This is a genomic window from Pedobacter polaris (assembly GCF_005116505.1).
Classification (GTDB): Bacteria; Bacteroidota; Bacteroidia; order Sphingobacteriales; family Sphingobacteriaceae; genus Pedobacter; species Pedobacter polaris.
This window is the reverse complement of sequence record NZ_SWBR01000004.1, coordinates 236,060-262,987: the sequence shown is the minus strand read 5'-3', so window position 1 is coordinate 262,987 and position 26,928 is coordinate 236,060. Positions and strand designations below refer to the sequence as shown.

General features: G+C 37.9%; 23 protein-coding genes. 7 read left to right on the top strand and 16 right to left on the bottom strand.

All coding sequences use genetic code 11. The features are described 5' to 3' along the window. Nucleotides 1–11: 11 nt before the first annotated feature. The 4 genes from FA048_RS15845 to FA048_RS20130 form a co-directional block, all read right to left on the bottom strand. Complete coding sequence (locus tag FA048_RS15845) at nt 12–854, bottom strand: macro domain-containing protein (protein WP_136842891.1); 843 nt, start codon at nt 852–854, stop codon at nt 12–14. An 8-nt stretch (nt 855–862) separates the two neighbouring features. Further along, complete coding sequence (locus FA048_RS15840; protein ID WP_136842889.1) at nt 863–1,423, bottom strand: TIR domain-containing protein; 561 nt, start codon at nt 1,421–1,423, stop codon at nt 863–865. Nucleotides 1,424–1,608: 185 nt separating this feature from the next. Then, entirely contained in the window at nt 1,609–2,232 is a 624-nt protein-coding gene (locus FA048_RS15835) for a hypothetical protein (RefSeq protein ID WP_136842887.1), read from the bottom strand. 425 nt (nt 2,233–2,657) lie between these two features. Next, complete coding sequence (locus FA048_RS20130; RefSeq protein ID WP_225872568.1) at nt 2,658–2,801, bottom strand: DUF5763 domain-containing protein; 144 nt, start codon at nt 2,799–2,801, stop codon at nt 2,658–2,660. On the opposite strand from FA048_RS20130, the gene FA048_RS20030 reads away from it, so the two are divergent. Then, the gene (locus FA048_RS20030; protein WP_262709724.1) at nt 2,764–2,898 is read left to right on the top strand and encodes a hypothetical protein; all 135 of its coding nucleotides are present in this window, start codon (nt 2,764–2,766) and stop codon (nt 2,896–2,898) included. The two genes, FA048_RS20130 and FA048_RS20030, sit on opposite strands and share 38 nt — an antisense overlap. Nucleotides 2,899–3,262: 364 nt before the next feature. After that, a complete protein-coding gene (locus FA048_RS15830) occupies nt 3,263–3,910 on the top strand; it encodes a hypothetical protein (RefSeq protein ID WP_136842885.1) in 648 nt (215 codons plus the stop codon). Between the two features lie 121 nt (nt 3,911–4,031). Here FA048_RS15830 and FA048_RS15825 read toward each other — a convergent pair whose 3' ends face one another. From FA048_RS15825 to FA048_RS15815, 3 genes are all read right to left on the bottom strand, one after another. Further along, nucleotides 4,032–4,553, bottom strand: a complete 522-nt coding sequence (locus FA048_RS15825) for a GNAT family N-acetyltransferase (RefSeq protein WP_136842883.1) — start codon at nt 4,551–4,553, stop codon at nt 4,032–4,034. Between the two features lie 147 nt (nt 4,554–4,700). Continuing rightward, a complete protein-coding gene (locus FA048_RS15820; RefSeq protein WP_136842881.1) occupies nt 4,701–5,048 on the bottom strand; it encodes a VOC family protein in 348 nt (115 codons plus the stop codon). A 958-nt stretch (nt 5,049–6,006) separates the two neighbouring features. Further along, nucleotides 6,007–6,276 carry a hypothetical protein gene (locus FA048_RS15815; protein WP_205943509.1) on the bottom strand — a complete coding sequence of 90 codons (270 nt, stop codon included), beginning with the start codon at nt 6,274–6,276 and terminating at the stop codon, nt 6,007–6,009. Between the two features lie 242 nt (nt 6,277–6,518). Here FA048_RS15815 and FA048_RS15810 point away from each other — a divergent pair, with 242 nt between their 5' ends. Both FA048_RS15810 and FA048_RS15805 read left to right on the top strand, forming a co-directional pair. After that, nucleotides 6,519–7,070 (top strand): dihydrofolate reductase family protein, encoded by a 552-nt coding sequence (locus FA048_RS15810; RefSeq protein WP_136842877.1) that lies wholly within the window; start codon nt 6,519–6,521, stop codon nt 7,068–7,070. Nucleotides 7,071–8,463: 1,393 nt separating this feature from the next. Continuing rightward, on the top strand, nt 8,464–9,870 hold the full coding sequence (locus FA048_RS15805) for an alkaline phosphatase (protein WP_136842875.1): 1,407 nt from the start codon (nt 8,464–8,466) through the stop codon (nt 9,868–9,870). A 261-nt stretch (nt 9,871–10,131) separates the two neighbouring features. Here FA048_RS15805 and FA048_RS15800 read toward each other — a convergent pair whose 3' ends face one another. From FA048_RS15800 to FA048_RS15790, 3 genes are read right to left on the bottom strand one after another with little or no spacing between them, the layout of a single operon-like run. Continuing rightward, nucleotides 10,132–11,169 carry a DUF1735 domain-containing protein gene (locus FA048_RS15800; protein ID WP_136842873.1) on the bottom strand — a complete coding sequence of 346 codons (1,038 nt, stop codon included), beginning with the start codon at nt 11,167–11,169 and terminating at the stop codon, nt 10,132–10,134. A 13-nt stretch (nt 11,170–11,182) separates the two neighbouring features. Further along, nucleotides 11,183–12,865: a SusD/RagB family nutrient-binding outer membrane lipoprotein gene (locus tag FA048_RS15795; RefSeq protein ID WP_169306892.1), complete on the bottom strand. Its 1,683-nt coding sequence runs from the start codon at nt 12,863–12,865 to the stop codon at nt 11,183–11,185. Between the two features lie 12 nt (nt 12,866–12,877). Beyond that, nucleotides 12,878–16,006 (bottom strand): SusC/RagA family TonB-linked outer membrane protein, encoded by a 3,129-nt coding sequence (locus FA048_RS15790; protein ID WP_136842869.1) that lies wholly within the window; start codon nt 16,004–16,006, stop codon nt 12,878–12,880. Nucleotides 16,007–16,373: 367 nt separating this feature from the next. Between FA048_RS15790 and FA048_RS15785 the strand changes: the two genes are divergently transcribed. The 3 genes from FA048_RS15785 (at nt 16,374) to FA048_RS15775 (ending at nt 18,647) form a co-directional block, all read left to right on the top strand. Further along, nucleotides 16,374–17,183, top strand: coding sequence for a helix-turn-helix domain-containing protein (locus FA048_RS15785; protein ID WP_136842867.1), 810 nt, complete (start codon nt 16,374–16,376; stop codon nt 17,181–17,183). A gap of 198 nt (nt 17,184–17,381) precedes the next feature. Continuing rightward, complete coding sequence (locus FA048_RS15780; protein WP_169306891.1) at nt 17,382–17,756, top strand: VOC family protein; 375 nt, start codon at nt 17,382–17,384, stop codon at nt 17,754–17,756. Nucleotides 17,757–17,762: 6 nt separating this feature from the next. Further along, the gene (locus tag FA048_RS15775) at nt 17,763–18,647 is read left to right on the top strand and encodes a helix-turn-helix transcriptional regulator (RefSeq protein ID WP_136842863.1); all 885 of its coding nucleotides are present in this window, start codon (nt 17,763–17,765) and stop codon (nt 18,645–18,647) included. A gap of 21 nt (nt 18,648–18,668) precedes the next feature. Here FA048_RS15775 and FA048_RS15770 read toward each other — a convergent pair whose 3' ends face one another. The 6 genes from FA048_RS15770 to FA048_RS15745 form a co-directional block, all read right to left on the bottom strand. Beyond that, nucleotides 18,669–19,751: a serine protease family protein gene (locus FA048_RS15770; RefSeq protein WP_136842861.1), complete on the bottom strand. Its 1,083-nt coding sequence runs from the start codon at nt 19,749–19,751 to the stop codon at nt 18,669–18,671. A 250-nt stretch (nt 19,752–20,001) separates the two neighbouring features. Further along, nucleotides 20,002–20,901 (bottom strand): alpha/beta hydrolase, encoded by a 900-nt coding sequence (locus FA048_RS15765; RefSeq protein ID WP_136842859.1) that lies wholly within the window; start codon nt 20,899–20,901, stop codon nt 20,002–20,004. 79 nt (nt 20,902–20,980) lie between these two features. Next, on the bottom strand, nt 20,981–21,895 hold the full coding sequence (locus tag FA048_RS15760) for a helix-turn-helix domain-containing protein (RefSeq protein WP_136842857.1): 915 nt from the start codon (nt 21,893–21,895) through the stop codon (nt 20,981–20,983). A gap of 254 nt (nt 21,896–22,149) precedes the next feature. Next, nucleotides 22,150–24,795, bottom strand: a complete 2,646-nt coding sequence (locus tag FA048_RS15755; RefSeq protein ID WP_136842855.1) for a hybrid sensor histidine kinase/response regulator — start codon at nt 24,793–24,795, stop codon at nt 22,150–22,152. A 556-nt stretch (nt 24,796–25,351) separates the two neighbouring features. Further along, on the bottom strand, nt 25,352–26,101 hold the full coding sequence (locus FA048_RS15750) for a hypothetical protein (protein WP_136842854.1): 750 nt from the start codon (nt 26,099–26,101) through the stop codon (nt 25,352–25,354). Between the two features lie 18 nt (nt 26,102–26,119). Further along, nucleotides 26,120–26,911, bottom strand: coding sequence for a hypothetical protein (locus tag FA048_RS15745; protein WP_136842852.1), 792 nt, complete (start codon nt 26,909–26,911; stop codon nt 26,120–26,122). Nucleotides 26,912–26,928: the final 17 nt, after the last annotated feature.

The following is a 26,928-nucleotide window of genomic DNA, read 5'->3' as shown; positions in this document are numbered from 1 at the left end:
TTTTAAACAAATTAAATACTAAGCTCGATTGATTTTAAATTAAATAAGTCAATTTGACCAATTTTATCTTCATGGATAATAATAGACAATCTAGCTGGATGTTTAAATTTCATTTCGCTTAATTTAAAAGTCCAAAGCATAATTTTTAGCAATTCCTCGTCGCTGATGTTTTTATGTTCTTTAATTCTTGTAATCCCTGAACCAAAAACTGGAACTGAAACTGTCCTCTGAGCGTACACCCTATTAATTCGATCCCAAAAATTGATTAAAAATTCAATATACTCTGGCATTGTCAAAACTGCTCTGTTTTGATTGTCAAATCTTGTAAATGCGGTGAGAACAAAGGTTTCATAAACAAGTGACGTACTTAATTTATATTTAACATTTTTGCCTCCAAGATGGCGCACGACATCAAGTTCAGTTATATCTTCATTAACAGAATTGCTCCTAATAAATTCATCTAAATCGTTCACGTTGTTCTGAAAGAATTTTTTTATAAAAATTCCATTCAAAGATGAATTTGAAATTATTTTATCATCCACAATAGTATCGAAATACTCGTTGAAAGTTATAACCTTTAATCCATCTTGTTCGAAAATATCACCACATTTAATATTTACATTACTACCATCAATATCAACATCAATGTTCCGTAAGGTATTAGCATAAAGCCAGATTAAAAAATAAATAACCACTAGGATAATAAGCACTAAAACACCAATATATGCTAGATATTCTTTAATATTTGTTGGTATATCTATAAATAAAAATGCAAATGAGATGATGCCTGATATTATTGAAAATATTTTCCAAAATCTATTCCTAATATTCTTTTCAAACAATTTGACTTTCATAGATATAATTAATAATGATAATCACTGGCTTTCTTATTCGATCCCTTTCTAAAATCCGAATTTTGTAAAGCATTTTTTATCAATTCTTTATTCATTGGAACATGCAAGATAGGAACCTTTGATTTTGAATTTTTGAAGATTGATAACTTGTCCCACAAGGCTTTTACTTTATTATTAAACCCAATTTTTGATTCAGTTAATAATTCATCCTTTGTTTTCAAATCCGGATAAATTACTATAACTGGTAAACCCAAAGTGTTTAAACCATAATCAATTTCTTCAACTAATGCTTTTGAGCTGATAGTTGAATCACTCAAAAAAAATACAATATTATCAGAGTTTTTTAGGCGCTCCCTAAGTCTTGGTTTTAGAGTTAATTCCCAATCGCTACTATCACGCACATTATAGGTTGTATCATGTGAATTATTAAATGGAAAAGCACTGTCAAGACCTTTCCAAGCCTTTAACATACCGTAGTAACAAAAATCTTTGGTGGCATGTGCACCTAAAGAAGATTCATTGAATGGTTCAGCAACATAGAACGCACAATAATTGTAAATTTTACTCATAATTTATTTTTCATAATTGGTTATTAAATTTAGGTTTTGTTGATGCCATTGCCAATAACGGTTTGCAGCTTGGCGAAGTGGCGGAAATCGAAGCATAAATGTTCAGGTTTGCACAAATCGAAGAACTGCTGTTGAATTTAGCACTGAACCCGCCATTTTGCCAAACCGATGTTGGCGGTAGTTTTTTAGTTTTCAACTCCGATTATTTCTCTAAAATTGTTTTCAAGTTTCGTCTTTACTTCTGGAACCTTATTTCTAATTTTTTCAGTCGCTTGTTTAATATTTTCGATCTCCATTTGGGGTGAAACTTGCCCGAAAATATACTTAAAAGAGAAGTCAGAATGGCTTCCCTTTAACAGTTGAATTATTTCGTCAATTAATTTACAAGTTTCTGAATTAAAATAAAGTTTGTTTTTGTCGTAATAAATTAAAAATTTATTACCACTTTCTCCCGCTTTCATTGTGTTGTCATACTCTTGTTTTTTAACTTCTTCATCTTTCATTCCTGTCACAATTTTCCAAGTTGTTAATGTGAACATATCATTATAAAAGTCGGATAGCAATGAATATAATTCATCAATTTTTTCAAGTCGTCTGTCGTGAAGTTTAAAAGCTTTTTGTGAGTGAAATGCGAGCTCTGATTTATACTTTTCAAATACTTGATTCAATTCAGATTTATATTGGTCAGATTTGTTTTGGAGTTCTTGTTTATACAAAGAAATATTTTTGTCAATAAACATCTGTCCCAGTTGTTTAATTAACCAAACTATTAGTCCTGAAATTATTCCGACTATTCCTATCTCAGTCATTATTTTGGTCCAATCCATATTCTTGTCTATTTGTTAGTGTTCGTGTATTTAAAATTACCGCCAACTCACGGCTTGGTGCAACTTATCCGAGTTTAGTTATTTATAACGAGTATAACCGTTTAAATCTGTTTATTAATTACTTATTGCATCTTAATTTGAATATGCCAAACTACCATTTATCTTTTTCAAACTTTTATGGTTTCCCGTAACCATTGATTTTTTAACAGGTATCAATATTTCCCATGCTGCCAACTATAACCATAACTGCTAGCGCTTCTTTTACACCTTTATCCTCCTATAATTGGGATTTGTAATCCCCCTAATTCTAGTACTTCCCATGTTGCCAACAATAGCCATTGCCGCTAGCGCTTCTTTTACACCTTGATCCTCCTATAATTGGGATTTGTAATCCCCCTAATTCTAGGCTACTTCCCATGTTGCCAACAATAACCGTTACTGCTAGCACTTCTTTTACACCTCGCCCCTTTTTTGGTGAGCGCTTTACATTGCCCAACATAAACATTGGTTTTATTGGTGGTTGTATTTGATGTTAAGTTGTTGGTAGTTATTGTTTTTGGTTTGGCACAAATTCCACAGCTTCCGCCATTGTTGCAATATTTACAACCCGAACAGTTGGAGCAGGCATTACATGGTGTTTTGCCATAACAGGTAGCTACTGGTCCGCGAAAGGGTACAGTTTTGCGTGGTGGAACAGTAAACAATAGCAAGCTACTAATGATAAAGAGGAGGAGCGTTTTCAATAAATATTTGGTTGTGAGGGTTAATTTGTTAACTATTAATTGAAATAGTTAAGTTTAAATTTAGTTATAATTTATTGGTTTACAGCAATTAAAACTTTTAGTTGTTATTGTGTTTTTATGAGAAATACTGTTTGCAATGAGGGAACAGGCTTTTTGGGTTTTGAGATGTAAAAAGAATGAACATTTTATTTGATAGCTTTTTTATGCAAATCGAATACAATCAATTAATTTGTTCAAGGAAGTGAATAATTACAAATAGGTTTACTATTATGACAGAAAAAGAGAAAGCTACAGCAGATATTTATAAGATGTTAAAGGATAAATATCCTAATAGCATATTATATGTTATGCCTGAACAATTAACTAAGAAACTAAAGTCATTCATGCTTATTAGGGAAGATTTATCTTTTGTTACACAAGTTACTGAACAGCTAATCTCTTTAAAGGAATCGCATAATCCCAACGACATAATAGAATTTGCACTTTGGCAATCAATTATCATCACCTACGGAAAATGTTTTACGGACAACAAGGCAGGAATGTCAAAACTTGAGAAATCCCTATTTGAGAAGTATGATAAGAAGTACCAAGAAGTACATGATCATTTAATGCATTTAAGACATTCTTATATTGCGCATCGAGATGACACAGTAAATGAACAAGCAATGGTTTTCATAAAGGTCTCCAAAACTGGGCATATGTTGGATGGCGATACGGAAAATATAATTATTGCAAGGAAATTAGCGAGTCCGAGAGTGCGTGACCTTAAATCGCTAATAGAGTTATTGCAATTATTAATAGAGGAGGCGGATGTAAAGATTCAGAAAAATGGAGATAAGGCACATAACGCATTTCTAAAAAACTACACACGCGAACAAGCAAAGTCTTTTTTAGTCAACAATATGAAGTTTGATTAATCTCTTCCCCCTGCTGGCGCAAGCGTGTCGTTTGTACCTAAAATTAAAACCAATTTCAGGACGAGACACAAAACAGTTAACCAATAGCTTAAACAAAAAGTTCAGCAAACATTTTATCCTATTAGGTATTAATCACCTTTTCCATCTCGATAAGGCTAATGGCCGATACCTTTGGGTCGCCGAACCTGCCCTCTATCTCATCAAATGCAATGGAACCTCCAGTGGGCACATAGCCATGGCGGCTGTACCAGTTGATCAGTTCAACTCGGGTGCTGATCACAGAAATGACAATCCTAGCGCAATTATTTTCGAGGGCATGCTGCTCAGCTGCAATTAAAAGCGACTTACCTATACCATTGCCTTGGGAAAGGGGTGATACGGCAAACATACCAAGGTGCAACTCGTTTAATTCTACCTCCAAACAAACCGTACCTAAGATCTTATCGTTCTCATCGGTGATCTTTAAGATCGTTATTGCTGGCTTGGCTATCATTAGCTCCAATGCCTCCTCATCTATCCGAATGCCATCAAGTATTTCTGCCTCTGTTGTCCAGCCCTTTTTTGAGTCCTCGCCCCGGTAGGCAGAGTTCACCAGTTTGTCCAGTTCCTTAACGTCGGCAAGGTTAGCTTGGGTTATTTTCATTTGATTGATTGAGTAGCAAAAATAAGTAATTAGCTTTTACCTTACAATGTTTACTATGGTCCCAAGATCCCGTTTGTGCCAAAATTAAAGCCAATTTTTGCACAAGACATATGCGCTAGTCTTCTTTTTTACACACCCCTATTGCATTCATTTTTTATAAAGTTCAATTTTTCGTTCGTCTGGGTCAGAAATAATTGCCATAAAGCCAAAGTCAGTTTGTGTTGGCTCTAATGAAAACGGAATTTGTAATTCTTTTAAAGCCACAACCATTTGGTCAAAGTTGTCTATGCTAAAACCTAACCGCAGATTTTTGTCAGCTTCGGCTTGGCTTTTTGTCAATGGATAAATTTCCAAAACTGACTGTCCGATTGCTGCTGAATAATGAAATGGTGAATTTCCGTGTTTGTGATAGTCAAAAGTCAGTCCGAACAAGCTATAAAAGTCTGCAAGTCGTTTGGTGTCGCCTGTCCTTAAAACTAATAATCGAATGTCCATTTGTTACTATTACTTTTAAGTTTGTAGAGTATACGCTTCGCTTGCAGGTAACATTTAAATATACACAAGTTTTTCAGATGGCAAATATTCAAAATGCATTCATAAATACCGATTCCCAAATATCTATTAAAGGAATATTCCTGAAGCATAGCATATGCATACCTGAAGTATACCTAAAGCATAGATAATGCGTAGTTGATGTATAGTTAAGATTTTCCAATTGCAAAACCCATCTTAGCAGCTGGCGTTTTTGTTAGTTAAACCATTCTTTTCCATTTGCTAAGCGTTCTAAAAAGTCAGTAAAGGAAACTCCTATTTCGAGATGTGCTTCTTCCTCAATAGTTCAAGAAAAGCAGGGTGTTTAAAAAACGCTAAAAAGGAGATTGCTTCGTCCTGTGAAAAAAAATTGCAATGACGGCAAGTTTGAAAATGGATTCGGCTCATTCCTCCCCCAACCCCCTCCAGAGGGGGATAGCATAGTTCAAGAAAAGCAGGGTGTTTAAAAACGCTAAAAAGGAGATTGCTTCGGGCGGTGAAGAACCGACCTCCGATAAATCGGAGCAGGCTCTCACAATGACGACAAGTTTGAAAATGGATTCGGCTTATAGATTCCTCCGAAGTCGGAATGACAAACTTGGTGTATTAGCGTATATGAACTTTGCAACCCCTCAAAATCCCATAACCCTTTACCATGTACGATAATGGCCTCAGCGGATTCGCGTTAAAAATCAATGAGAGCAACCGTAAGAAATAAAAGCTGTTTGAGCGCAGCGAGTTCTTTTATTTTAGGTTTTGATCTTTGATTTTTAGCGAAGCTGGTGCAGCCTTGATCTTTTGCTTCTTTTCTATCAAGAGAAAAGAAGGAGCCCCTCGGTGGCGACGAACCGAGGCAAGCCTTGAGCATGGGATATGGAAATCTAATTCCTCCACCTTACACAGATCGCCTAAAATTATTGAACTAACCATAAATGCTAAGTAAGATTAGCCAAGTAAAGAAACCTACTGGCACCAACACAGCTGCACTAATAAAAAAGGACTTAACCAACTCTCGCCTACCCATAATTAAAAATACAATAGCTGCAACCACGTTTAGCATAACTTGTATAAAGATACATAAGCCCATACCTATTGCTATACTAAATCCCATATTTGACATAGAGGTATTTAGGATGATGAGCAAGCCGTAAATCGCAAACACTAACAGATTTATACCTAAGATTTTTAACATCACTTAAATTTTAATGATCAAAACATTTTTGAGGCTAGCCCTACAACTATTATAATAAGTACTAAACTGTTGAAAAAGTTTTGATGATTAATATTTTGTTAGTTCAAGCTTGTGGTCAAACGTACTAAATTGCTCATCCAAACAATTTGTCTTGAACGCCTCTTTTTTTGTCGCAGATTAGCCTTACGGTAATAGCTATAGTATTTTATATTTGATTATTGCTTAGCAAATAAAAACAAGCTATGAGAAATGTAATTTACGGGATGAATATCAGTATTGATGGCAATTGTGACCATACCAATTCTACGCCTGATGAGGAGCTTTATGACTATTTTACCCACCAAATGGATGATGTTGACTTGATTGTTTATGGTCGTAAAACATACGAATTGATGATACCTTATTGGCCAGATGTAGAAAAAGCACAGTCGGGCACAAAAGCAGTAAATGAATTTGCAGAAAGACACAATGCTATCGACAAGGTTGTTTTTTCAAAAACATTAGCGAGCGCTGATGGAAATACAAGGATTATCCGCAATGATTTAGAGACAGAGCTATTGAAACTGAAACAAGAACCCGGCAAAAAGATTTCGATTGGTGGGGTAAGCTTGCGTTCACAATTAATGGCGCTGGGGTTAATTGATGAATATTATTTTGTGGTTCATCCAATCATTGCCGGAGAAGGGAAACGTTTGTTAGAAGATGTTGTGCTTAAAGAAAATATAAACCTAAAGCTGGTTGATGCTAAGATTTTTAAATCGGGATGTGTAGGCTTGCATTATTTGAAGGTGTAAATTGATTAAATAGATTCTTCGCGAAGCTCAGAATGATAAATCTTCAAGAGGCTATAGAGAGGCGCATAGCTAAGGCAAATATTTTAACGCTTGATAGGTATGCACCCAGTGTCCCCCGCTGGCGGGGGAATCAAAGGGGGTGGAATCTATTAATAACAGTTCCTCCCCCTTACCCTCCCGATGAATCGGGATAAACTCTCCAGAGGGGGACAGTATAGTTCAAGAAGCAGGGTGTTTAATGAATCTCATTCCTCCCCCAACCCCCTCCAGAGGGGGACAGCATAGTTCAAGAAGCAGGGTGTTTAAAAAACGCTAAAATGGATTCGGCTCATAGATTCCTCCGAAGTCGGAATGACAAACTTGGTGTATTATATATCTTGCAACCCCTCATAAACCCCACAACTCTTTCCCAAGCAAGAGGATGGCCTTGAATGCAAGGAAAGGAAGAATAGTTAATTGTTTAAAGAGTTAACTTCCTCGAGCGATAGATCAGCAAAATGGAGAATTGTGAAGCAATCTTGAGGGCAAAAACAAAACTACAACATCCGAAAAACTGGAGGTTCTTCACCGGAATGGCTCATTTTGCGATCCAAAAACAATTGACGTATTATTCCGACATGGCATTCCCAGCCTTGATTTTTTGTTTCTTTTTCATCAAGGAAAAAGAAAGAGCCCTTCGGTGGCGGTGAACCGAGGCAAGGCTGTAGGGAGGAATCAGATCCATTCCTCCCCCAACCCCCTCCAGAGGGGGACAGCATAGTTCAAGAAAAGCAAGTGTAAAAGATTACCAAGCCCTGAGAATAGAGACTCGCAATGATGACAAGTGTGAAAAATGGATTCGATTCATAGATTCCTCCGAAGTCGGAATGACAAGCTGGGTGCGCTAGAGATATATACCCCTTAGCCTTTCCGTGCCTTTCCTAAGAACGAGGATTGGCCTTAAATGCATAGAAAGGAGTAGTAGTTAATTGTTTAAAGCAATGTTTTTCTCTCTAGCGAAAGATCAGCAAGGTGGAGAAGTGGAGGCTTTTCGCCGAACGGCTCAGCTTGCGGTATAAAAACAATTGACGTACTAATCCGACGAGGCATTTACAGCCTTGATCTTTGGTTACCTTTCCATCAAGGGAAAGGTAAGAGCCAATCGGCGGCGGTGAGCCGAGGCAAGGCTGGAGGGAGGCATATTTAAAGCAGGGAAATTAATTGAGTAGATTCTTCGCGAAGCTCAGAATGACAAAATGTTCCTCCCCCAACCCTCCCGATGAATCGGGACAAACTCTCCAGAGGGGGATAAGCAGAGTTCAAGAAGCAGGGAGCAAAAAAATTAGACAAAATTTAACATGAACTACGATTATAATTAACATGCACTTCATATCGCTAAGCTAATTTTGGAACCATGATCAGAAGAGATTTTTTCAAGAACGGTACATTGGCAGTATTAGGTACTTCCTTATTTAGCCCTTTAAGTTCGGCTGCAGCTATACTTTCTCCAACAGAAGAAAAAGCATGGGGCAGTGCCAAAAACATTATTTTCATGGTAAGCGATGGCATGAGCACGGGCACCTTGAATATGGCAAACTTACTTTTAGAAAGAAAAGAAGGCCGTGAAAGCAAATGGATTTCCTTGTACAGGGAAAACAAAGTAGTAAGATCTTTTATGGATACCGCTTCTGCAGATGCCCTAGTAACCGACTCAGCAGCTTCAAGTTCTGCTTGGGGAGGTGGTGTAAGGGTAAATAACGGTAAGATTAATGCCAATGCTGATGGTAGTTTCAATACCCCTATTTTACAGAAATTTAAAAATGCTGGTAAAAAAGTAGGTTGCGTTACCACAGTTCCAATTACCCATGCTACGCCAGCTGGCTTCTGTATTACCAATAATTCTCGTGGAGACCAAAGCGAAATAGCCCTTCAATATTTACCATTGCAGTTTGATGTAATGATGGGTGGTGGCAATCAATATTTCAATCCTTCGAAAAGAAAAGATAAAGCTAACGTATATGCCAAATTTGAAGAGGCAGGTTATCAAATTGTGCGTACTAAAGCAGAAATGCTTAAGCTAAATAATAAAAAACCAATTCTTGGGGCATTTGATGATGATGCACTTCCTTTTACTGTTGACCATGCAAATGATCCTGCACTTCAAGATCGCGTACCAACCTTGGCAGAGATGACAGTTAAGGCCATTGAGCTGATGAAAGACAATGCTAATGGCTTTGTATTACAAGTTGAAGGTGGAAAAGTAGATTGGGCTGCACATTCAAATGATGCACCAGGACTACTTTACGATCAGATCGCTTTTGACCTAGCTATTGAAAAAGCAATTGCATTTGCTGAAGCTGATAAAAATACACTAGTAATTATTACAACAGACCACGGCAATGGTAATCCTGGGCTTTTTGGTGATACAGACAGCAACAAAAAATTTGATTTGTTACAAAATTTCAAACATAGCAATGATTGGATTCTAAATTCGATTAAGCCAGGTTTCAGCGCAAGCTCTTTGATAGATATGATAGCCGCAGCACAGGGTTATACAATTACCAATGATGAAGCTAAAAGTTTACTGGTTCATTATGAAAAATTAGATGGTGGTGGCATTTATAACAATCGGAAATTACCATTTGAATTATTCGGACAGTTACAAGAAAAATATACCGCTATTGGATGGGCATCTATGGAGCATTCGGCAGATTATGTGGAACTGGCAGCCTATGGTCCGGGTAGTAGCTTAATGAAACCCTTTGTTCGCAATACAGAACTGCACAACTTGATGTTAAATGCAACAGGAACTAAGATCTAATACGCATTGAAAAAAGTGATTTTTGCATATTCCCTCTTAAAAGATCCAGTTAGATTTGAGTTTACTAATCAAAAGAATTTTTTCATAAATTCTAATTTAGTTAGTTAATAGTTAATTGGTAGTCGGATTAGGTACCCGACTACTTTTTTTTGGGAAAAAAATCGGTTAATGGGTTTAGCTAATAAGCTACATAAATAATAATTTCACTAAAATAAAAAGGGGTTGTAAATACAACCCCTTTTTATTTACAAAATATTCCTTTTATGGTCTTTGACCATTAAAGACCCAGGTTTCATCAAAAACAGCTCTATAAAAAGGTGCTGCTAGCGGTGGGTTTATTCCTGCTTTTTGTGTTAATGCATATTTAATCTTCATCGTCTTAGTTGCAGCAGTATACTGATTACCAGCAGCATCTGGAACTAAAACCGCATTACGAACATTGGATGATACATCAACGCCATAATGGTTGGTTACGCCTACAACTTTACCATCGCTACCGAATTCTATGATAGGACAAAATGAGCCAAATGAACTTGTTGCAGAACCCGTATAAAAAGGCACAAAATAACCTCCACCATTAAAATATTTAGGGTCGTAAACTACACAGCTTGTTGCAGTAACTGTTCTTAATTGCATTTGGTATACAGTACTTCCTAAACCAACAGTATAATGAGAAAATGCAGGATTAGTTACATCAACCATTGTTCCTTTAACATTATATACACCATCATATTTATTTTTAGGAACTACATTTAATAAGATATTACTAAAGTTACCGCTAATTGTTCCATAAGAAACACTAGTAATTTTTAAAGGAAGTGCGTAAGGAACACCTACCACCAATAAATTAGTTTTAAATGCAATAGTAAAAGAAGCTTTGCTTTGCCCCTTAGGAATAACAACTTTTGTGGCACTTAATGTATATACATTACTTGGCAAAAAGCTATATGGAGCATTTGCTGTACCAACTGCACCCGTTTTTCCTTGCTCAGTATTGTACTGATCAATAACCGATTGAGTACCTAACCCAAAGTTAACTTCAATATCCTGAGGAGCAACTTTTTCTGGGCCAGAATAACTTACAGCTATAGTTTGTACAGTTGCTGTTGGCAAAATTTCATATGCTAATGTATAAAGAGCAGTTGTGCTACCATGTACAGCTATATCTGTTGGATTAACAAACTCAATAACGTTAACCCCTTTATCAGGATCTAGTACCAAACTATCATCTTTTAAACAAGATGAAAAAGTGGTAATGGCTAATACAAGCCCAATTGATTTATAAATATATTTTCTCATAATTTCTTTAAAATTAATTTACGTCCCAGAATATTTTAGAAGTATATAAGCTGATGCCAGGTTTAGCATTACCTGCATTTAAGTTATATTCTTCTTGAGGATACAAGAATCTTGTAATAATTTTATCTGGGCTTGTTGCTACCGATTGTTTTGAAGCAAAAGTATCAGTTGCAGGTGCTGGGCCATTGGTAATAACAGCAGGATATCCTGTACGCTTATATTCATTGAAGGCTTCATCGTTCATTATGTTTGCCAGTGCAATATACTTTTGTGTACTTATGGCCTCAATTTTCTCATTTGTTGTAAGTGCTAAAGCATAATTAACCAAGTAAGGTTTTGCAGCACCTGCATTCGAAGTAATGTAAGCATCAACATCGGTAGCTATTGTTGAACATGTTGGGCATGATGCACTTGGAGCAACTTTAGTAGGGTTAAGTATGCCATTTTGATTTCTATACAAATAATCAAATGATGCAGTAATTCCCGCTTTAAAAGCCGAAGCTCCTCCATCTCCAACAGGCAAATACCCTCTTACCTGACATTCGGCAATTAAAAAGTTAAGTTCAGAAAACATAAATATTGGCTGCCCTTGACTAGGCCCCTTTGCAATGCCATAAGCATTTCCTGCAGCAGCATCTGCCCAAGTTGCAGCAGAATACCATGCATTATAAGGTGGAGCAACAGCCGCTACAGAAGCTGAAGTTTCATCCCCTAATTGATTTACATTTGTATTGGGGAAACTTCTAAAACTAACTCTACCTCTTACTTGGTCGTTTAATTTTACACCATTGTAAAATGATAAAATCCATTTAGTTGGAACATTTTGAGTAATGGTTGCTAAATCAGAAACACTAGCACCATAGTTATTCCATTGTGGACTTTGTCTGCCCGCTTCTTTAGTATAACCCGGATTACATAAAGCATCTTCTTGGATATAACCTACCGAAGCAGTAGTTGCAAACAATGGTGTTGCATAGCTATTTAAAGCTGGTACGCCAGCCATTTTAACCAGTAAACGTAACCTAACAGTATTGGCAAATCGTTTCCATTTGTCCATGCCAGAAAAACCGGTTGCGAAAGCACCACTACCTTTAAATAAAGGATCTATTGGAGTTGCTACAGCTTTAACACCTGCACTCACTGGAGCAGCCTGTCCTGTACTAATGGCAGCAATAGATTCAGTCAGTTCTTTGATCAAATCTTTATAGATGTCCTCTGCCTTGTCATATTTTGGAGCTAAAGAACCAACACCTTTTAAAGCATCGCTATACGGCACATCATTATATTGATCTACCAAACGAGCAAAGGCAAAGGCTTTCATGATCCTAGCAATAGAGGTAGTAAATACCAATTGAGGATCGCCTGCATTTGTAGTAATTACATATTGATAATCGTTTGCGTTATCATAAGTGTTCGTCCACATTGCGGTAAAACTATTGGTAGTATATGCCCAAGTATACGTAGCACCATACCCACCAACGCCTGCAACACCTGCAAAAAACCCACCGGGAACGTTCATACTTTGGTTGAAACCACTTGTATGTGCCGCTGTTGCAACGATGGCTTGTGGTAAAACTAAATCTGCATTTGATTCTGTTGCATTATTTGGATTGTCATTTACATCCAAAAACTTCTTGCAAGATGAGATGCCCATCACTACAGCACAAATTAATATACAATTTAATATCTTTTTCATTTTCATCTTCAATTATAAAGTTAATGTAAGAGTAGCGCCGTAAAATCTAGCTGGAGGAGTTTGGTTGATATTGGTAATACCAATCCCATTGCTGTCTGCACCAGCGGCACTATATTCAGGATCCGTATAAATATTAGTTTTAGGAGTCCAGATAAATAAATTTCTACCCTGAACACTAATACGAGCACCTTTAATATATTTGATGTTTCCTAACGCTGATTGAGGTAAGTCATAACTCAAAGAAAGCTCACGTAATTTCCAGAATGCAGCCGAGTGCAGGTAGTTGGATACAACTGCAGTTTGAGAAGGACCGTTAGTCCAGAAATCTACACCACCCGTTCTAGTAGTAATATTTGTGTTAGCTACATAAGTATTAGTAACTGGATCAAAATAAGAAGAGTTGGGTACTACAAAACGCTCACGGTTAAAGTAGGTGTTTCTTATCCCTGCTCCAGAAAAATCAAAAGCGACAGAACCAGCGTTGTACATCACAAAGCTACCTCTGTATTCAAATAAGCCTGCTAATCTAAATCCTTTGTAAGACATAGCAGCATCTAAACCTAAACGGTGTTTAGCATCTGTGTTACCAAGATCAGAGTTTGTGGTTGTTACCGAAGGAAATCCTGTAATTCTATCTACAATAATCCTTCCTTGAGGATCTTTCTGGTAAGTTGTACCTTTGATAAAAGGGAAATTTTTACCCGGTACAGCGCTAATAATTGCATTACCACTAGTTACTATGTTCAATTGAGGCAAATCATCACTGATTGAAATAACTTTATTATTGTTATAGGTATAGTTTGCACCAACACTTACTTCTAAACCTGTAGTTTTGTTCTGTACAGCTATAACTCTTAGGGAAGTTTCCCAGCCTTTACCAGTTACTTCACCTGTATTAGTTAAGAATGAAGTAAAACCAGTTGCACTTGGTAAGCCAACCGGAACGGTTTGATCAGTTGTTTTTGAGCTATAATAAGTTACAGCACCGGTTATTCTTGAATTATACAATTCAAAATCTACACCACCCTCAATCTGATCAGTTAATTCTGGCTTTAACGAAGCGGCAATAATTCTATTTCCTAAACCAAAACCAGGAGCTCCAGAAAAAGGAAATCCAAATTGTTGACCAAATGTAGATACTAATGAATAAGCACCAATATTTACGTTACCTACCCTAGAGATACCCCCTCTTAATTTTAAAGAGTTGATGGCTTTAATGTTCTTGATGAATGGAATTGCATCAGAAGCAATAAATGAAATATCTGCTGCAGGATAGAAGAATGATCTGTTTTCTGGAGCCAGTACCGAACGCCAATCATTTCTACCAGAAACGTGCAGGTATAAATAATCTTTGAAACCTAAACGTACATCTCCATAAACACCTTGTTGACGCTCTGTAGAATTGTTTTCACCAGCCCCAGGGTTTAATAAACTGTTTCCAATGTTAAAAAGATCAGCCTGGATTAAATTTGTAGCACTTACGTTTACAGTTTTAGCAGTATTGCTTCTCATGCTTGCGCCTAAAATGGCATTCAATGAAATATCTTTAGATAAACGCTCGATGTATTGTGCCTGAAACTCTGGACTGATCTGTGTAGTATAACCAGAACCATCATTTACAGCACCTAATACATCACCAACGTTAGCGCCACTAATCCCTCTTCTGTAGGCAGAATAAGTAAATTTGTTGGTATAAGACTTGTTTGAGAAGTTACGCGTGTTGATACTTGTTCTAAATAATAGAGATAAGGATTTAATTGGGTTCCATTTAATGGAAGCTAAACCTGTTAAATAATCATTTCTAGTTAAACCACGATTATTAGCTAAACTGAAATAAGGGTTAGCAAAATATTCATTATAGTAACCATTTGGATTAGCAAATTTATCGTTTTCCCAATCGCTGTAACGGGTCAATGGAATTTGACCTGGAGACATTAATACGTTGGTAAAAGCTGCCCCGCCTGCAGTACTGGTGTTAAATCTATTTTGTACATAGTTGGTATTGAATTGGAAAACAACATTATTACCCAAGTCTTTTTTACCATTTACCCTGATAGTAAAACGGTTGTATTTGTCACCTGGAACAGTGCTTTTTTGATCAAAATACTGGCTAGACAAATAGTAAGACCCTTTGTCGTCACCTGATGAGATACTGAAATCTGTTTGGTTAGAAATACCTGTATCCCAAAAATTCTGCTTACCTTCTGAATCGTTCCAAGCATAAGGCACAGTTTGGATTGAGCCATCAGCCAATGGTTTACCAATAATTCTCATCGAACCATCAAATCTTGGTCCATACTGTTGGTTTTCATATTCAGTATATGTAGGAATATCATCTGGTCCAGTACCTGACCCATATTCTTCCTGTAATTCTGGCAAGAAACTAACCTGCTCTACAGTAGTAGTATTACTTACATTAATAGCAGTTACACCACGTTTACCAGTTTTGGTAGTAATAATTAACGCACCGTTAGAAGCATCAGAACCATAAAGTGAAGCTGCACCTGCACCGTTCAATACTTGGATATCCTCAATATCTTCTGGGTTTAAGTTGCCTAAAACAGAGTTGGGAACAATTACGTTGTCTACAACAACCAATGCCTGGTTATTACCCAATAACGAACGGTTACCACGTAAAACCAATCTAATGGTAGGGTTAACACCAGAACTTACAGCATTAACCTGTAAACCTGCCACTTTACCTGTAAGGGCACTGGCAACGTTAAATGCTTTAGCTTGTGTTAATTCTTGGGCTTTAATAGTAGTAGATTGGTTACCTTGCTCACGACGTTTAATTGAAACACCACCAGCTGTGATTACAACTTGATCTAAAACTTTAGAATCTAAATCTAAAGACACATTAATAGCTGCATCAGTTATAGCAACTTCTTTAGTAGTATATCCTAAATAAGAAATTTGTAAAGTTTTAGCCGTAGCTGGAACTTTTAAGGCAAACTTGCCATCAACTCCTGTTGTAGTGCCAACTGCAGAAGCTTCTTTTACCTTTATAGATACGCCTGGGATTGGCAATCCGTCTTCACTTGCTTTTACAGTACCAGTAACTGTACGCTCTTGTGCATTTGACCCAAAGGCTAAACCAGTAATCAAAAATAATATTATAATTGGTATTTTTATTTTCATATAGTTATGATTGAATGAATAAAATTGTTTGTTTAATAAAAAAAATAATCTCTCGGGTGGGGCTCTTTCCATGTTAAGTTTAGTTTAGTGAATTATAAATCTAGGCGGTATGGGTTTTTAGAAATATGCGAAAATCACCTTTTTAACAGATCTCATCCTTTTATGAAGACTTTTAGCTTCTTTTGATATTTGATACTGGGAACACCAATCAAACTGTTGGTATGTTGAATTTTTTCCTTGTGTATTTTTACTATGGTGAAATTTTTACTTTACTAGACGTAATTTTAAATCAAGAGATTCGGCTATTAGCCATCAACTATGTGTACAAAAACCTAGCTAATAACATTTGTCTAAAACTGCCTAATAGATGAACATCATTTTCTATCAACCACCAACCCATTTAAAGAAATTTGTTAGGTATTACTGGAGTTGTGACCTGTTAGATCACCAATCTGAAAAAATAATCTATTTTGATAATTATGCCGATAGATACCCTAGACTAGTATTTCAGGTAGATGATGGATATGGGCTAAAAAACAGTGAGGATAAATATGTTCCCAAGGCCTACGTTTGTGGAATTGAAACATCCCCATCATCAATGTCTATCCAGGCAGCTTTTTCTCATTTTGGTGTGAGTTTCAATTCATTTGCACTCACTGAGATATTCAAGACGGCTGACGAGTTGATGGTCAATAAAATAATAGATCTACATGATTTGGGCTACGCAGATCTTATCCGTAAACTCTCAGACGCAAAATCTCATGTGCAGCGGATTGAAATTATGTGCAGGTTCATAGAAGAACAGCTCAGTCACAAGTTATTTGTAAATACCAACCTTATCCAGATTGTACTCGAAAATGAACTTGCTGAACAAACGGATCTATTTAAACTACAAAAGAAGTACAAGATTACCGAACGAACATTGGAAAGGTTATTCAAAAGCGCTATGGGAATATCTCCAAAAACCTTCCAACGCCTGGTTCGTTTCGAAAAAACATTATCACTTCTTAAAGACCCCTCTTATAGCAATTCTGCAACTGTAGGCCATATCCTTAACTATACAGATCAATCTCATTTCATCAAAGATTTTAAAACCTTTACAAATATTACCCCCGTCCAGTTCCAAAAGAACAATTTCATGCTTTCAGAAAGTTCAGCGTTCATTACCAAAATTTAACCCAAGGTTTGCCATCTGATTGTAGCTAATATACTAGCGTAAAATTTCGCAATTATGTCGGTTTTTTACTATTTCGTTTAGATCCTCTAACCTAGTTTTGACAAAGGAAGTAAATAGTAGCCGATACATCAACTTAGGAAAGTCTCAACCACCTAAACATGATTGTTAGGTACTGGCCTGAATTTGATAATGAGTAAAATGATTAGATACGCATCCCTGTATATTGATGATAAAAAAGAGTCCATTTCCTTTTATACCCAACATTTGGATTTTACAGTATTTAAAAATGTGATGTTTGGCGATTATGAACAGTGGTGGATATTGAAAAAAAAAGAACAGCAGGAAATAAGCTTGATCCTGATCTGGAACGAAGAAGAAAACCCCGACCGAAGTACTTTGATTCTAAATACCAATGATTGCATTTTAGAATACTGCAGGCTCAAGGATAATGGGTTCAGACAATTGTCAACCCCATTATACTCTACTCTTGGGATGAGCTTTTATTTCTACGATCCTGCAGGAAATAAGATTGTTGTGATAGAGGAGCGAGCATACAATGATCCACAAATTTAAAGCAAAATGGAAACCTATTTCAAACGTCTTAACAACAACAACAGTCTTTATCAAGAAACAAAAAAATATAGCCATGTAGGGTATCAGAATCATGACCTTACCCTTAAATTTGTTTTTTCGGGCGTTCAAAATTATATAATGAACAAAAAGGAGCTTATGGTTCATCCCGATTGTTTTTTGATGATCAACAAGGGTACTGATTTCGAAAGTAAGATCCATTCTCAAGATTATGTACAGTCGCTATCAATTTCCTTTGATCCAAAGTTCATACATGATATCAATAGAACTTTGCAAAATTCCACTAACTATCTTTTAGAGCATCCAGTTGATGATCACACCCCGGATTTCCATTTTCCAGAAACACTGTTGCCACTAAAAAGCAATCTTCTTTTCAACCTTCATCACATTAGGAGATTTGTAAAAAACAGAGTAGATGATGACCATTTATTGGAAGAATACCTACATCATACTTATATCAACTATTTAGAAATTTTTAATCATGATGTGCTCTTGGCAGAAGAACGTTTAGAGTCGCTAAAACAACATACTAGGGAAGAAGTTATCAAAAGACTAAACTTAGCTAAGGATTTTATCTACTGCAATTATAATCAGCAGATTGGACTAAAAGAAATAGCAGAAAATAGCTTTTTATCTGTAAACCATTTATTGCGGACTTTTAAGCAGGCTTTCGAAGAAACGCCTCATCAGTTCCTAACTAAAATAAGATTGAAAAGAGCCAATTACCTAATCAAGAATACCGCATTCCCCATCAATGAAATTGTACCTGCAGTAGGATTTGAGTGTGCTAGTTCATTTATCAGGTTATACAGATCTTACTTTAATTGTACCCCTGCCAAATTTAGAAAAGCCAACTATTATGAAAAAAATTAGGCTGACTACTCCCCGCTGGTACTATAATTCACCACTAATAAATCGCTCTACTTTGTCTTTAGGGGTTTGAGGCAATTGGTTATAAAGTTCCAACATCTTAAATCGGATGTAGCTCATTTTTACCACTCTTATTATTTTAGGCGCTTTCTGCTGGTCGCTAGCCCTTACCATGATACCCAATAGCTGCCCTTCTGAATTGAATACACCGCCTCCGCTCATACCTGCAATTCCCTGAGCTTCAAGGATAAATTCTACGTTTGGATCATAAGCAACAGTTCCCTCTATATCTCCAGCAGCTTTTAAAGCCAACATTACATTTGCGGCTTCTGTATCAGATAGTATTTTTCCATAGGCAACCGCTCCATTTGGATAGTTGCTTCTATCCTGAGGATACCCAACCCCCACAGCCTGTTCACCAGCAATAGCTACAGCCCAGGTTTGACTAGCATTCGTACGGTTAACGGGGTCATGCATTTGCAGGGGCACATTAGTTTTAACCATTTCTGGATGTTTGCTCAGCGGCCCCTGCTCTACCCGTTGATTATCTATAATACCTAAGTAAAAGTCTTGCGATGGTAATAAGCTCGTATTGGTTGCACTTGCAGAGATATCAAAATGCATAAGCGGAAAATCAGCGATTAAGGTTTTACCTAAAGCAAGATCTCCATTCACAGGAGGTATTTGAGACGTCTCAAAAATACCCATATTTTCAGCATGTAAATCAAACACCTGAGCATTTCTGGAGCTCCAGCCTAGGCCATAGACGTGATTAGCGCTGATGTACAGACCTAGGCCATGTACATTTTTCCTGCTCCAAATTGTTTTTGAGCCCGGACCTCTTCTCCCCACACTACCTCTTACTTTGTTAACCAGGGTAACAAGGGCTGGATTATTGCCATTTAGCACATCTTCCATCCTGGGTACCTTAAGCTCATCTTTTATAATATTGGGGCGGTCATTTTTACAAGACAGGTATGCCATTGCAAAAGTAAGTACTGATACCCAAAGTAATGCTTTTGCATAATTGCAGAGCCTAAGTAAGGTATCTACTTTTAGGCCAGTACTGCTATCGTGAAAAAGAGCCCAAGGAAAAGTGGTTTTCATTCTAAATATTTTAGGCGTGTTTTTTTTATACTTCAAAAATAGTTTAACGTTTTTTTTGTAAATAGTAAAAAACCGACACTGCAGCTCAGCTCACCTTCGGTTGGTGTGATAACCAAGCAGAAACTCTGTGGGCATCTTTGCTTTTGCATTGAAGTAACTCATTTACCTTTCTGGTCATCTCCAACATAATTTCTTGATCGTAAAAATTAAAAGATTATTTCAAATGAAATCAACAGAGGCAATATCATAACTAATAAAAACCATTTTTTTTCATCCAATCTATGCACCATGTAAACCATTTATCCTTGTTTTCAGGATCGTACAAACCAAATCCATGTCCACCATCTTGTACAATGTGCATCTCTGCTTTTACCTTAGCCTTAAGCAACGCATTAAAAAATAGCAAGCTATTTTTTACAGGGATCACATCATCATCTAGCGCATGAACCAGAAATGTTGGCGGTGTATTTGAACTCACATGATTTTCAGTTCCATATAAATAAAGAGCTTTTGCATCAGGTGTTTTACCAATTAGATTTTCGCGAGTTCTTGGAATAGCAGGATCATAAATAATCACTGGGTAAAGTAATACCATAAAATTAGGTCGAAGAGAAATATTTGCTTTGTTATCAATTACTATCCGATCAAGCTGTGTACCTTCAGTTGATACCAAATGACCCCCAGCAGAAAGTCCTACCATACCTATTTTTGCAGGATTGATATTCCATTCTATGGCTCGTTCACGAACCAATTGAATAGCCCTTTGTGCATCTTGTAAAGGACCAATGCTCTTATCTATCATGATTACATCATTGGGTAAGCGATATTTAAGAACAAAGGCAGTAACACCCGCTTTATTGAAGGCTTTGGCAATTTCAACGCAGGTAGTTTGAGCCAGAACAAAATAGCCTCCACCTGCAAAAATGATTACTGCTGTACCATTTGCAATATTTTTTGCAGGAAAATAAGCGGCCATCGTTGGGATGCTTACATTTCTGGTTAGTCCATTGCTATCGGTTTCCTCTACATAATTTAAAGGTGTCTTTTTTGAATTGGGAATAGTTTTCTCGTATAGTGGAATAATTTGATCTTGGGCATAGTTAATTTGGCTACTAAAAATAAGTAACCACAGTATAAATAGGTGTTTCAATTTGCTTCGATTTAAGATGGCCTGTAAAACAATTGGCCAAAATTAGCAAACGACTATTTTTAAACATGTGCAGAAATTCTCAATTTAAAGAGCTGGTTTTTCTATAGTTCAAAGGCTGAGCACCATAAGCAGTTTTAAAAGCTCTGCAAAAAGCGCTCACATTTTCAAATCCACACTCCCAAGTAATCTCATTAATTGGTTTATGGCTAAATTTCAGTAGTTCCACAGCTCGCTTTAGTCTAAGCGCTATAAGGTATTGATGGGGTGTAACCTGAAAAACAGATTTAAATTGCCTAATGAGTTGGGGGACTGACAAACAGGCTGTAATACTCAGCGTATGCAAATCCAAACTATCCATAAATGTAGAGTGTAGTAAATCTTTGGCTATGCACAAGCGTTTATAAATTTCTATTTTTGAACTTAACTTAATCGCAGCAACTCGATCAATGCGTTTTGTATCTGATTGGTGCGAACGAATTAAGTGCTCCAATAAGAAAACCAATTTTTCATCTGTCATTGCATGAAAGTCGTCATTTTCAAGTGCAGAAATGAGTGTTGTTAATTGCAATTGTAAATCAGGTGTAATGTATTTTAAGGTTTGGAAAAACTCTGGTGATTTTTCGGCGACATTGAAAGGATTGTCGAGTATCGTTTCTTCATTGCTCATTTCATCCCTAAATACCTCTGTGGCAAATTCTTTCTTAAAAAACACAGAAAAGCCCTTTACTTTCTCTTGATCAATACTACATGAATAATTTTGTTCATCATTTAGAATCAGAAACTGACCAGGTCTAACCGCAATTCTTCTGTTGTTCACAACATACCATTCCTCACCACTTAAAATGGTTTTAAAAGAAAGGCAACCCACATGATCATCACAATAACTGTAATCGCTCACCGTATTAAAAATGATGTTGTGTTTTTTGAAACGACTGAAGTGCATTTCCTCATCAAAATTAACCTGTGAATGATCTGGTAAGGAAGTGAAATACATAGATTTTAATTATTCTTAAGATGATAACAAGATAGCAATCTTCAATTACAAAATAAAGTTAAGTTATCTATACTAAACTCAAGTCTGTATTCTTTTTAAAAATTGATTGTAAGTATTAAATGTATGTTGTGGTTTCAACTTGAGGCCAGTGGCCAATATTTTCATGAAATAATCTTATATCAACATTGGGTATTAGTTGTTTATAACGTTCGGCCAAGTGTTTACAAGTCCTCTTCTGCATGCAAGTGCCAGCCTTAATACAAACCCGGGTGTACCCGTATTGCAGAAAGTGCGCCGAGCAGAAGTTCAATATGCAACGGCTTCGATAAATAATCATCCATCCCTGCTGCTAGGCACATCTCCTTGTCTTCCAGCATCGCATTAGCAGTCATAGCAATTATAACAGGTTGATGGATAGGCGTTAAACGGATGATTCTGGTCGCTTCCAGCCCGTCCATTTCCGGCATCTGCACATCCATTAAAATGAGGTCAAATGTATCGCTTTCCATCATTGAAAGCACCTCAACCCCATTTTGGGCAACCATTGGTCCATAACCAAGTTTGTTCAATATTCTGATGATCAATTTCTGATTGATTTGATTGTCCTCGGCCACAAGAATGCGCAACGGGTGCTCGGTTGCAAATCCAGGGTCGAGCAAAGCGGTTTTATTAGGCTCGGTCTGCAGCACTTCAGAAACCTGCTGAAGAGCCATCTGAACTACCTTGCATAACTGTTGCTGTTTAACCGGTTTTGTTAGTACAGCAGTAAAAAGATGCGGATACCTACTCCTAGTTTCATCACCAACAGAGCTCAGCAGAATGCAGGGTAACAATGCATTCATCTCCCTGACCCTCGTTGCCAGCTGCACGCCATCCATCTCAGGCATCTGCATATCTGTGATAACCAGATCAAAGCCTCTTTGCGCTAATAAAACAAGAGCCTCCCCGGCAGAAGCAGCCATCACAGGCAAAAGTTTCCACTGCTCGAGCTGCACTTGCAGGATTTTTCTGTTCGTTAGATTGTCATCGACTACCAGCACCCGCTTCTGACCCAATCCTGTCATCATGCAATGCGCCTGATGACGAATCTGCTGTTCACTAATGGCAGCGTGCATGCTGAAATAAAAGCAGGCACCCTTGCCCAAAGTACTTTTCACAACGATGCTTCCGCCCATCAGCTCAACCAGCCTAGCACTGATAGCCAATCCCAGCCCGGTTCCCCCATACTTGCGTGTCGTAGAAGAATCGACCTGCGTAAAAGCATTGAACAGTCCATTTAGTTTCTCCTCCGGTATCCCGATCCCTGTATCGGTCACTTCAAAGGCCAGTTCCATCAAATGACTGTTGCGGTAATCATGGTTTACGCTTACATTCAAAAAAATCTCACCCTGATGCGTGAATTTAAGTGCGTTGCCAATTAAATTGATCAGCACCTGCTTTAACCGCGTGCTATCTGCCAGCAGGTGCATGGGAACATCATTTGCAATCTGGTATATCAGGTCAATACCATTCAGGGCAGCTTTTCCTGCAAACAGATCCATTACTTCTTCTATACAATAGCGCAGATCGAAATCATGCGGATCAAGTTCCAATTTACCGGACTCAATCTTAGAAAAATCCAAAACATCGTTAATCACACTCATCAGTGTTTCCCCGCTGTTGCGAATCGTCTCCACATACTCGGCCTGTTCGGTATTCAAAGGTGTCTCATGCAAAAGCGTCGCCATACCCAACACCCCGTTCATAGGGGTGCGGATCTCGTGGCTCATGGTTGCCAGGAAAACACTTTTCGCCTGGTTGGCCTGCTCGGCCTCTTGCCTTGCAGCATATTCCTGTTGCTGTTGTTTCAGCAGCTCTTCGGACTGCAGCCTGAGTTCCTCGGACTGCACCTGCAACTCCTCGTTCAATTCCTGCAGCTCCTCTGACTGTACTTGCAGTTGCTCGTTGTGGTCATTTATTTTAGAAAGGTAATCCCTTAACAGCACCTTTAACAGGGAGAAATCCCGGTTCAGCTGATCGATTTCCCTGCTATTGGGAATGAATTTTTTATCGGCCTCTAACTTTGGCAGGTCTTTAAAACCCGACTGGATGAAGCCCGACATGCGGGAATTCAGCTCTTTGATGTCCCTGGTGAGGTACTTAGAAAGGAACCAGCTCAATAACAATGTTAGCAGCAGCGAAATACCGGTCGAAAGCAGCACCATGAAATTAAAATTGTCCTCAGCCTCGGTGATCTCCTTATCTGCTACATGGAGTAACTGTGCATAGACCATCCCGAACCGCTTGATATTGGATAGGGTCTCAGGCAGTACACCAGTATCTTTTTGAACACCAAGAACTTCGGAAATCGAGACCAGGCGATTAAAGCAGTTCCGATAATTGATCAACGCCCGATAGCCTATGCTGCCAGCTGCTACTGTCTTCAGGGTGCGGTTCATCTGCATGGAAAAGGACTCCGCAAACGCCAAATTACCTCGGAGCATATAATCTTTTTCATGGCGCCTGAGCTGCAGTAGGTCTATCTTACTAATAGCGGTTGAATCTTCTAAAAAATGTGCGTAGCTGCGCATTTCGCCCTCAAGCGCTTGGTCCTGGAAACCGCGTTTGTAATAAAGCGTCTTCAGTTCCCTTCCCAGAGCAATCGCCTGAGCGTTGACCTCTAAAAGACTGTCTAGCGAATGGGTTACATTGATCTGGCGTTGCCTACCTAAACCTTTTAACAACACCAATTCTTTACTAATCTGGCTTTGCAAGCCCAGAAAAAGATCGATGTCCCTCTGTTTTCCCGTAGCGTAAAAGCCTGGCTCATGAAAGCCTTTCAGCATAAACTGCTGCAAATGTCCAGAGCTTTCCAGATAGCGGACCTGAACAGCGGCAAGCCGGGCAACAAATAGCTGCACTTGCCTTTGGTGGCCACTGATGTTTAAATAGACTGCGGCCCAACCAAGGATTACGAGTATAAAACAGAAAAAGCTTAAAAGAAGCCTAGACCTGAAAGATTTCAAAAGATCAAAAAAACGCACGTGCAATATTACGCAAGGGTTGCTGTATGTATTGTTAAGGGAATATTAAGTTTCGTATATTCCAGCTCAACAGCTACGGCTCTAATGGTTAAAGTAAACGATACAACATTGCAGCATACCAATAGCCCCTGTAATTGATTTTAGGCCGATCTCCGCACCACTGGCTAATTTTTGGCAGAACGCATATTAGATAGCTATTCGATAGGTCATTGGCAATATTTCCAGACATGTAAATGCAATATTCTCCACTAAGATTGGATCCTGCCTACTGGAGCTGCGTGCTTTTGAATTTCAAAGATTGACGAAATAATTTAGGGTAATGCTGCTTTTTTTATTCTCATTTTATCTGATAAAGTATTAGCAAAAAAAGGCAGCCTTTGCAGGCTGCCTTTTAAACTTTCCGAAATTTTATCTTTTTTAATATTCGTTTATCCTAGTTGGGCCTTTTGAATAAGTTAACCACTTCTAACTGATTGGTTCCAGGGGTTACAAAGAAGGTACGGGAGAGGCCCTTCTCTTCGAAATTTGGGAGAAGTAGCGATCCTGATGGGCTTTTGCTCATCTGTTCGCTATTCTGAAATGCCCATTGGGTAGTTGTACCCGTTTTGGTAAAATATAAATTGGAGATCTTAGTTTGGTCCTTAAATTCTTTGGCGGTCATATAGTCTACATATGTCCATTTGGAGGGCATTACGTTCTTAGCGAGGTAGGAAATCTGTCCCGCATCGTTTTTAAAAAAAATATCTATCGCATCACTGCTTTGCGGATAGTGGATATAGAAGGCCAGCTTGTTGGTAGATGGGTCAGGTACGGGAGGCTTTATCTCTAATGAACTTCCATTAATGATAACATATGGAAAAAAAAGATCCATATCGCTACTACTAAATTGCAGCTGCTGCTGAAATACTTCCTTTCCATTGGAGACATCCTTTATTCTTAGGGATGCCTGGCTTTTGCCCGAAGGATAGGTATAGACTTTTGCAAATTCGAGCCTCCGGTTCGCCGGGGTTCTGAACTTATCGTACGCCACCTCGTCTATCGAAACTTCCAATTCACTGTTTCCGATGTTATAACCGGCAATCCGGATGCTGACTGCCTTAGTTAGCCCTTCTTCCTTATTGCAGGCTAAAAGCCCTGAGAGCAATAGCATAAGGAAACTCATTTTTTTGATGTTGATGATCATTTGTTTCATGGTTTGGTTTTATTGTTCTAAACGGGTAGCAAATCTCATACTATTCCCAGATGGAAGTTCGCTGAATATATACAGTTTAGATGATGCAACGGATGCGGCAGGCTTTGGTGCGGTAGAAGACAGCGCATTCCATGTATATGTTGTGCCATCGGTATAAAGCGTATTCGTACCAGCCTTACAGATGCGGACCACGAACGAAACGGAAGTCATTACCCCATTGTAATCCTGTCTGGCAACAGAAAATGTGGGTAACGTGACAGGTGTGCTGAACTCGTTCGGCTTTACGTTTTTGGCCCTAACAATTTCCTCGAAAACCTGAGGCGTTACATAATATTTTCCCACTACAAAATCGACTGGCTCGGTGTATTTGGTAACTGTGGGCTGGAACATATAGATAAGGCTGATCTTACCGTCTTCGATAGCTGGCTTAGCCGGCATTGCAATAGCTTTGCCGTCCATATAAAGAAAATTTATTTTCACTGGGCCATCTTCCTTTTTAAGTTCTCTCTCCATTACAACTTTTCCGGTCTTTTTTTCGCTAACAAGGAGTTTGACCCGATCTTCAGTTCCTCTAAATTCGTAGGAGTTGCTTTGTACAAAACTAGAATTGGGCTGTAGCGGAACAGCGAATTTAAAAGTATCCACTTTCACGTTGAGTTCTTCACTACTTCCATTAAATCCCGTAAGGGTAATGGGTAACAGGTCTCCCTTGTAGAAGAAATTCTGATCCCCTTTTTTACAGGACGCCAATGCAAGCAACATCATACTTAGGCAGCCTAGATATATTTTATTAATTTTCATATTTTTAAGGTTTAAAA